Raw genomic sequence first — 1,061 nt, forward strand, 5'->3', positions numbered from 1 at the left:
GCGATGACATCCCCTCTGTGATAGCGCATGGACATACCATTGCTGCGGCATTAGATGCTGGAAAAATAGTTTTAGAAGCTGCAATTGAGTCTTATCTTGAAGATAAAAAATTAGTGCCTACTCCATCTAAGGCAAAGCGTGGGCAGCGCGGTATTGAATTACCAACCAGCCTTGCTGCCAAGGTGCTGTTGCTGAACGAAATGATTACTCAAAAAGTTCGTCCTGCTGAATTGGCGCGTATGTTAAACACTACACCGCAAGAAGTGAATCGCTTAACCAATGTGCGTCATACCACAAGAATTGATGGCATTGCAGCAGCCTTGCAAGTGTTGGGTAAGCAGCTATATGTAAGGCTTGTTTGAGATATTACTTTTTAACTTACGCAGTCGCTAAGTCAATAAATATTGTGGAGGTCTAAAGTGGAAAATATTAATAGCCAGCCGTTTAATTTAAATAAGGTGAAAGCTTCTATAGTGCAGTGTGCGAAAGCCGTGGGCTCTAGCGAGCAAGTGTTAAAAGACAGTGATTTTGATGACTGGCAGAATGACTATAGCAAGTCTTGGCAAGTGCGATTCATTTACGATTTGCAGTGCTTGCAAAAAGCGATTAAGTTGATTGATGATGCTATATTACAAAAAGATTTGCTTACTGTGGATGAGGCGCTAAGAGACGCTGTCATTCGCTCTAGCTCCATAGCATCAACGTTTGAATACATTACTAGCGATTTGATGCATTTACGGCACATATTGAAAAATGCACCAATCACTGGTAATTCAGAACACTGAGATATCGAGTTTAGTAACAGGGCATTATTTGAATTTTAGTTGGCTGTTTGAATTAATCTTCGATTCTAAAGCCTACTTTTAGCGTGACTTGAAAATGCGCCACTTTGCCATCCACAATATGGCCACGCGTTTCAATGACTTCAAACCAATTCAGATGGTGCAAAGTTTGTGATGCTTTCGCAATTGCAGACTGAATAGCGTCATCTGAACTCACTGCTGATGAGCCAACAAGTTCTATTACTTTGTAGGTATGTGCAGACATATATCCTCCGGCGC

General features: G+C 41.3%; 3 protein-coding genes. 2 read left to right on the top strand and 1 reads right to left on the bottom strand.

The genetic code is table 11. From position 1 onward, the window contains the following. Together B7Y67_RS19145 and B7Y67_RS19150 are read left to right on the top strand one after the other, a co-directional pair. Positions 1-362 (top strand): type II toxin-antitoxin system HicB family antitoxin (locus B7Y67_RS19145; RefSeq protein ID WP_293599991.1); only part of this gene is annotated, 362 nt, incomplete at its 5' end. A gap of 57 nt (positions 363-419) precedes the next feature. Continuing rightward, positions 420-785 (top strand): hypothetical protein, encoded by a 366-nt coding sequence (locus B7Y67_RS19150; RefSeq protein WP_293599992.1) that lies wholly within the window; start codon positions 420-422, stop codon positions 783-785. 52 nt (positions 786-837) lie between these two features. Here the strand turns inward: B7Y67_RS19150 and B7Y67_RS19155 are convergent, their stop codons facing one another. Beyond that, positions 838-1,047, bottom strand: coding sequence for a dodecin (locus B7Y67_RS19155; RefSeq protein ID WP_293599993.1), 210 nt, complete (start codon positions 1,045-1,047; stop codon positions 838-840). Positions 1,048-1,061 lie beyond the last annotated feature (14 nt).

It is taken from the genome of Polynucleobacter sp. 35-46-11 (assembly GCF_002281105.1).

Coding starts and splice junctions, on each gene's coding strand:
- B7Y67_RS19155 (WP_293599993.1), bottom strand. CDS start 1,047: ATGTCTGCACATACCTACAAAGTAATAGAACTTGTTGGCTCATCAGCA.